This window comes from Pseudoalteromonas sp. SG43-7, assembly GCF_014164295.1.
Classification (GTDB): Bacteria; Pseudomonadota; Gammaproteobacteria; order Enterobacterales; family Alteromonadaceae; genus Pseudoalteromonas; species Pseudoalteromonas rhizosphaerae.
Map to the genome: position 1 here is coordinate 55,007 of NZ_JACJEY010000029.1, position 6,958 is coordinate 61,964.

At 41.5% G+C, this 6,958-nt stretch carries 9 protein-coding genes; 6 read left to right on the forward strand and 3 right to left on the reverse strand.

Going from position 1 to position 6,958, the window contains the following annotated elements; genetic code table 11:
- Window position 1 precedes the first annotated feature (1 nt).
- The 4 genes from H5200_RS14125 (at window position 2) to hemF (ending at window position 2,645) form a co-directional block, all read left to right on the forward strand.
- A complete protein-coding gene (locus H5200_RS14125) occupies window positions 2-475 on the forward strand; it encodes a DUF494 family protein (protein ID WP_182718495.1) in 474 nt (157 codons plus the stop codon).
- A gap of 73 nt (window positions 476-548) precedes the next feature.
- On the forward strand, window positions 549-1,121 hold the full coding sequence (locus H5200_RS14130; RefSeq protein ID WP_182718494.1) for a type I DNA topoisomerase: 573 nt from the start codon (window positions 549-551) through the stop codon (window positions 1,119-1,121).
- A 37-nt stretch (window positions 1,122-1,158) separates the two neighbouring features.
- Complete coding sequence (locus H5200_RS14135) at window positions 1,159-1,725, forward strand: L-threonylcarbamoyladenylate synthase (RefSeq protein ID WP_182718493.1); 567 nt, start codon at window positions 1,159-1,161, stop codon at window positions 1,723-1,725.
- Window positions 1,726-1,727: 2 nt separating this feature from the next.
- The gene (gene hemF, locus H5200_RS14140; RefSeq protein ID WP_182740634.1) at window positions 1,728-2,645 is read left to right on the forward strand and encodes an oxygen-dependent coproporphyrinogen oxidase; all 918 of its coding nucleotides are present in this window, start codon (window positions 1,728-1,730) and stop codon (window positions 2,643-2,645) included.
- A gap of 50 nt (window positions 2,646-2,695) precedes the next feature.
- On the opposite strand, the gene H5200_RS14145 is transcribed toward hemF, so the two are convergent.
- Together H5200_RS14145 and H5200_RS14150 are read right to left on the reverse strand one after the other, a co-directional pair.
- Complete coding sequence (locus tag H5200_RS14145; RefSeq protein WP_145241780.1) at window positions 2,696-4,297, reverse strand: methyl-accepting chemotaxis protein; 1,602 nt, start codon at window positions 4,295-4,297, stop codon at window positions 2,696-2,698.
- 99 nt (window positions 4,298-4,396) lie between these two features.
- On the reverse strand, window positions 4,397-4,834 hold the full coding sequence (locus tag H5200_RS14150) for a group II truncated hemoglobin (RefSeq protein ID WP_145241782.1): 438 nt from the start codon (window positions 4,832-4,834) through the stop codon (window positions 4,397-4,399).
- A 67-nt stretch (window positions 4,835-4,901) separates the two neighbouring features.
- Here H5200_RS14150 and aroE point away from each other — a divergent pair, with 67 nt between their 5' ends.
- Window positions 4,902-5,726, forward strand: a complete 825-nt coding sequence (gene aroE / locus H5200_RS14155) for a shikimate dehydrogenase (protein WP_145241784.1) — start codon at window positions 4,902-4,904, stop codon at window positions 5,724-5,726.
- Complete coding sequence (locus H5200_RS14160) at window positions 5,723-5,977, forward strand: DUF1488 domain-containing protein (RefSeq protein WP_182761701.1); 255 nt, start codon at window positions 5,723-5,725, stop codon at window positions 5,975-5,977. The genes aroE and H5200_RS14160 overlap by 4 nt, the downstream gene beginning before the upstream one ends.
- Here the strand turns inward: H5200_RS14160 and H5200_RS14165 are convergent.
- Complete coding sequence (locus tag H5200_RS14165) at window positions 5,974-6,507, reverse strand: gamma carbonic anhydrase family protein (RefSeq protein ID WP_182740636.1); 534 nt, start codon at window positions 6,505-6,507, stop codon at window positions 5,974-5,976. The genes H5200_RS14160 and H5200_RS14165 overlap by 4 nt on opposite strands.
- Window positions 6,508-6,958 lie beyond the last annotated feature (451 nt).

The window sequence follows — 6,958 nt, forward strand, 5'->3', positions numbered from 1 at the left end:
CATGTTCGATATCCTCATGTATCTGTTTGAAAACTACATTCACAGCGAAGCCGAAGTCTTTGTTGAGCATAATGAACTCACTGACGAATTATTACGTGCCGGCTTTAATAAGCCCGAAATATACAAAGCACTTGATTGGCTTGAGCAGCTTGCTGACTTGCAGCACAGTGATGAATTCCCTTATTTAAACCGCCTCCCACAACATGCGATACGTATTTTTACCGATAGTGAATGCCACATGCTGAGCGTAGAGTGTCGGGGCTTTTTAATGTTTTTAGAACAAGTCGGAGTGATCAACAGCGCAACGCGTGAAATGGTTATGGATCGTTTGTTCGCATTAGATAAATCTTATATATCACTTGATGATTTAAAATGGGTGGTACTTATGGTGTTGTTTAATGTGCCAGGCTCAGAGCAAGCTTATGCGCAAATGGAAGAACTTATTTTTGATGAGCCGGCAGAGGTAGTACATTAAGCAAGTGCTGCGCTTGTATCTTTAATTAGTTTGGGTATATTAGGCGAAAATTAGCCAGCTGCTTAGGGAACACATGAGTAAAATCGACCAATCGCTTTTTTCTGCAAATCAACATGCCTTAGAAAAAGAATACGAAGTGTGCCCTAAATGCGGTTCAGAGCTTGTGATCCGCAACAGTAAATCAGGTCCTTTCCTTGGCTGTGCGAGTTACCCCGAATGTGATTTTATTCGCTCGCTTGCTCAACATGATACTCAACAAATCAAAGTACTTGATGATAGCCCTTGTCCAGAGTGTGGTAATCCGCTAGTAGTGAAGAATGGCCGCTATGGTATGTTTATTGGCTGTACGGGTTATCCTGAGTGTCACTACATTGCTCATGATGAGCCTGAGCCAAATGAAGAAGTTTTACCTGCTTGCCCTAAGTGTAAAAAAGGCCAGTTAGTGGCGCGTAGTAATAAATTTGGTAAAACATTTTATTCATGTAATAGCTATCCAAGTTGTAAATACACACTCAATCACAAACCAGTTAGCCATATCTGCCCCGCGTGCCAATGGCCAGTAATGATGCAAAAGCAAATGACCAATAGTGTTGTGCTACAATGCCCTCAGAAAAGTTGCTCGCATAAATTCACGGTGAGCGAATAATTACCGGCTTTAATTTTATTGTATTTGGAGATTTTCAGTGACTGATACTACCTCAGTTCCTTTAACAGCCCTTGCTGCTGTGTCGCAAGGCGGGGTTATTGTTTACCCAACCGAAGCTGTTTATGGCTTAGGCTGTGACCCCGATAATCAGCAAGCTGTGGAGCGCTTACTTGCAATAAAGCAGCGGCCCGTTGAGAAAGGCTTAATTTTAATTGCCGATAATTATGGGCAATTATTAAAGTATGTTGATGATGCAAAAATTCCGATGGATAAACGCGCTGATATTTTTTCCAGCTGGCCCGGCGCAATTACTTGGGTTATGCCAGCGGCTAAAGGTACGCCTAAATGGTTAACAGGACAATTTGATAGTATTGCTGTGCGTGTAACTAATCACCCAACAGTAAAGCGCTTATGCCAAGAATTAGGCAAACCTCTTGTGTCTACTAGTGCTAACTTATCAGGACATGATACGGTCACTAGTATTGCAATGGCTAAAAGTGAGTTTGGCGAGCTGGTGGCATTTTATGTAGATGAACCACTCGGTGGTAACACGCAGCCTAGCACTATTAAAGATGTAATGACCGGCAAAGTATTTAGAGGATAACCATGCACAGCAATTTACTCGAACAAGTAAAAACCTACCTGATGGCCTTGCAAGACACAATTTGCCAAGGTTTAGAGCAAGCTGATGGCCAAGCCAAGTTTGTAGAAGACAGTTGGCAGCGCGAAGAAGGCGGTGGTGGCCGAACTCGTGTTATTCGTGGTGGCAATGTGATCGAGCAAGGTGGGGTGAACTACTCGCATGTGTTTGGTGCTTCAATGCCGGCATCGGCAACTGCGCATCGTCCAGAACTTGCTGGTCGTAGCTTCCATGCCTGTGGTGTCTCGCTAGTGATCCACCCAAACAATCCACATATTCCAACGAGCCATGCTAACGTACGCTTTTTCATTGCAGAAAAGCAAGGTGAGGAGCCTATTTGGTGGTTTGGTGGTGGTTTTGACTTAACGCCATTTTATCCTGAGCTTGAAGATGTTCAACATTGGCATCAAGTCGCGCATGATTTATGTGCGCCGTTTGGAGATGAGGTTTACCCTAAATATAAAAAATGGTGTGACGAGTATTTTTACCTAAAACATCGCGATGAAACGCGCGGTGTCGGCGGTTTATTCTTTGATGATTTGAATGAAGCCGGGTTTGAGCAAAGCTTTGCCTTTATGCAAGCAGTAGGCAATGGCTTTTTAGATGCTTATTTACCTATTATTGAACGTAGAAAAGCAACCCCATTTACTGAGCAGCAACGAGACTTCCAACTTTATCGTCGTGGCCGTTATGTTGAATTTAACTTAGTGTGGGATCGTGGCACTTTATTTGGTTTGCAAAGTGGCGGACGTACAGAATCAATATTAATGTCGATGCCGCCGCTAGCGCGTTGGGAATATAACTATACACCCGAAGAAGGCAGTGCTGAAAATAAGCTATACGCTGACTTTTTAAAACCAAGAGACTGGTTAGGGCTAGCATAGTAAGCAGGCTGCCAGTCAATATCTGGTTTATTGACTGGCAACTTTAAGTATTACATCAATTTAAAGCTTCTTACTTGCTCATCCAGTGAACGCGCTAGATTTAACAGCTCCTCACTTACTTTTTGGTTATCGTTAGCATCCACTAATGACCGCTCAGCGTTATCACTAATACCAATAACACTCCTATTTATTTCCTCTGCGGCTAAGTTTTGTTGTTCTGTCGCGTCGGCTATTTGAATATTAAGTTGATTTATTTCATTCATTTGCATAGAAATATCTTTTAAAGCTTGAGCAACATTTTTTACTTGTTGCGCTCTAGCATCAGCCTCCTCACACGATTCACCCATGGTTTTAACCGTTTGCGCCGCTTCGGATTGCAGTTTGTCGATTGTGCGACGAATTTCATCGGTGGATGCATGAGTACGAGTTGCCAACGTACGTACTTCATCAGCCACCACAGCAAAGCCCCGACCAGCTTCACCTGCACGTGCGGCTTCAATCGCAGCATTAAGAGCTAACAAATTGGTCTGTTCAGCAATACTGCTAATCACTTCGAGTACTTTTCCTACCTCAAGTGTTTGTACTTGTAGTTGACTTACTTGCGCTGCAGCTTGGCGAACATCGTCTGCCAATTGATTAATACTGAGTTCGGTTTGTTCAGCAACATGCATACTTTGTTGTGCCAGTTCATTACTGTTCTCTGATTTTTCAGAGGCAAAGTGAGTGGTGTTTTTTACTTCATTAGAGGAGCTCTCTAGTTCGTTTATAGCAGCTGCCACGGAGTCTGTATTTTTCTTTTGCTCTAAAATAGCGCGCTCAGTAGTATCCGCTGAGGTATAAATTTTTTCTGCTGAGTGGATCAATACTTTTGATGAATGAGATACTTGAGCAATATTATCTTTAAAGGTGGCGATCATCTTATTAAAGCTGGTGGCGAGCCAACCCAGTTCATCTTCAGCGCTATCGTCAATTCGCAGGCTTAAATCTTTGTTGGTTGTAGCTAAATGCATAGCATGACCTAGCTTTTTAAGGCGTACAATAAAAATTTGTCTAAACATAATGCCCAGTAATACAAAGGCAATAATAAAAATAATAGAGAGTAATGCGGTATTTACTAGGGTGTTGTAAGTCACCGCATTATCAATATCAGCTAATGAGTAACTAATTTTAACTACGCCGAGTACATCACCTTCTTGTGCTTGATGACAGCCAAGGCAATTAGTGCCTTTATAATCGCTACTGGCAAACATAGGGCGCAGAAAAGTTATACTGCGGCTATTATTTTGCTGATCAATTAGCAATGTTTCCTTGCCTTTTAAAGCCTCGCGTTCGATATCGTTGCTCGGCGCTTGATTTTTATTGCCCGGCCCATAAAGTTTATTAACAATTGGGGAGCGAATAATATGCGCATCTTCAATATTTGGGTGCTTGCGTAGTTTTTGGCTTAATAGCTCTCTATTTGCCATGGTGCCTGTGATCATCAAAGTATTGATAGAGTCAAAGTAGTTATCAGCAAGAAGCTTAATATTTTCTGCAACAGTGTCTTGCGCAAGCGTTCGTTGTTGGCTTGAGCTACTAAGAATACTGGCAATTAACACAATAATGCCTGTTAGGGCCAATAGGGCATAAATTTTATGTTGGATTGATTTCACACGCACGACGCTTTTTCTAAATATTTGATCACGTATTATCTATATTTAAAAAAAGGCCGTTTTGACTTAGCGCAAATAACGTGCAGTTAAAGAGAAGTGCTAGTGCTGATTAATCATATGACTGGCAAGTTGTGCCAAAGATTTACGTAACCCTTCTCGTAATAAGGGATTATCAATTTCCGCGTCTAACGCTTTATTCATGCAATACATCCATTGATCTCGTAAATCTTGATCAATTGGAAAAGGCATATGGCGTTTACGCAGCATAGGGTGACCATGCTTTTCAACAAACAAGTCTGGGCCGCCTAACCACCCTGATAAAAACTCAAAAAACACTTGGCGAATACGGTCCAATGGTTGAGGATGCATATCATATAACGGTTTAGCGTATTCATCGCTGGCCATAATGTCGTAGAATCGATTCGCAAGTGCTAAAGCACCAGCTTCTCCACCCATCAGTTGATAAGGTGTTTTTTCTGGCGTTGGTGCTTGCTGTTGTTCTGGTGGTTTCGATTTTGAAAAGAATCGTTTAATCATAGTTTTATCATCATTAATTAGCAGTAAGTTACGAGGTAATGTTACTGCACAAAGAGGTTGCTCAAATATGGACAAATATGCAGTTTTTGGAAATCCTATTAAACACTCAAAATCCCCTGCGATACATCAGCAATTTGCAACCTCATTGGGCGAACAAATCGAATACAGCGCAATATTAGCACCGATTGATGGTTTTAAAAAAGCCGTGGCCGATTTTTTTGCCACAGGCGGTAAAGGAGCTAATGTTACAGTGCCATTTAAAGAGCAAGCATTTGCGCTAGTTGATGAGCGAACTGAATTGGCAACCATTGTCGGAGCAGTAAATACTATTAAGTTATTAGATGATGGGCGCTTGCTAGGTGACAACACCGATGGCATTGGTTTTGTGAACGATCTGCTTGCGAATCAGGTTACCATTAAAGATAAACGGGTCTTACTTATAGGTGCCGGAGGCGCTGCACGTGGCGTGGTTTTACCGTTATTGGCACAACAGCCGAGTGAAATCATTATAGTCAATCGTACGGCAGCAAAAGCTAAGGAACTAGCTGAATTATTTGCCCAATACGGTAATGTAACTGGCTATGGTTTTGATGATTTGCCAGTAAGTGATTACTCGCTAATTGTAAACTCTACATCTAGCAGTATGCTTGGTGAATTGCCTGCGCTTGATAAAAAACACCTTGATGGCTGTGAACATGTTTATGATATGTTTTATTCACAGCAAAATACGCTGTTTATGCAATGGGCTCAGGGCTATAAGGCTAATATTAACGTACTTGATGGAAGTGGCATGCTAGTAGGGCAAGCTGCACAAGCCTATTTTGTGTGGCGCAATAATATGCCTGAAATACTCCCTGTTGTTCGAGCATTAAAAACCGGAGAGCTTGCATGAACCAAGCAATCCAATTTATCGACCGATTTGAATTTAACGTACAATCCCAGCAGTTAACGTTTTTTGCTCAAGTAAGTGGCTTAATGGTTGAATGTGTCATTGACACACACACGCTAACATTGGCAGACCAACAAGCTGCAAAGTTACATTTTGAACAGGCGCGTTTTGACTATGAAGATATAGCCGAGCAACTAATCGAGAATGAAGAATATAACTCGGCAGGACAAATCATTGTTTCAGTGCTGAGTTAATCCTCAGCTAGATACTCATCTTTAAGCTCAACATAATTAGTTGCTGATATTTTTAAAAAACTCAGCTCTTGCTCGGTTAAAGGGCGCGCCTGCTTTACTGGACTACCCACATAGAGAAAGCCCGATTCCAAGCGCTTGTTTGGTGGAACTAATGAACCGCCACCAATTATCACATCATCTTCAATAATGGCATTATCCATTACAATCGCGCCCATGCCGACTAAAATACGATTACCCAAACAACAGCCGTGCAACATAACCTTGTGACCAACGGTAACATCATCACCAATAATTAATGGATAACCATCTGGGTTACTTTTACTGGCACGCGTTAGATGTAACACGCTGCCGTCTTGCACGTTAGTACGTTCACCAATGCGTATATAGTTAACGTCCCCTCGTGCTGCTACTAACGGCCATACACTACTATCTTCACCTAATGTGATATCACCAACTAAAACAGCCGACTCATCTATATAAACAGACTGGTTAAAACGAGGAGTAATTCCTTTATAAGAACGGATTGCCATAAAACACCTAATAAATTAAGAATAAGTTCAATAGTAAGAGGTAAATAGTGTAGCAGTAGAGCCTATAAAATGGCCAGCTAGGATCTGTGCTGTATACTAAACTAGCACTTTTGAGCTGTTTAGCGCGTAAATTGAACGAACAGCACTTTATTTCAAGTTTTCTTTAAAAAACGCTTGCGTAAAATTCGCCGCGCCCTATAATGCGACCCCACTGAGACGGCAGCAGGCAACGCTTAAGCTGCAAGAGTTAATCAGTTAGTCGAGTAAAACTTAAGTTTAGATTTTTAAGAAAGTTTAAAGTTAAGTGTTGACAAAAAAATAGGAAAGCGTAATATGCGCAGCCCTAGCGAGATGAAGTTTAACTTTAACCGCAACGTTCTTTAACAATATAAAGCAATCATCTGTGTGGGCACTCGTACAGATTGAGTTCTAACAGCCAAGCTTAACTTTC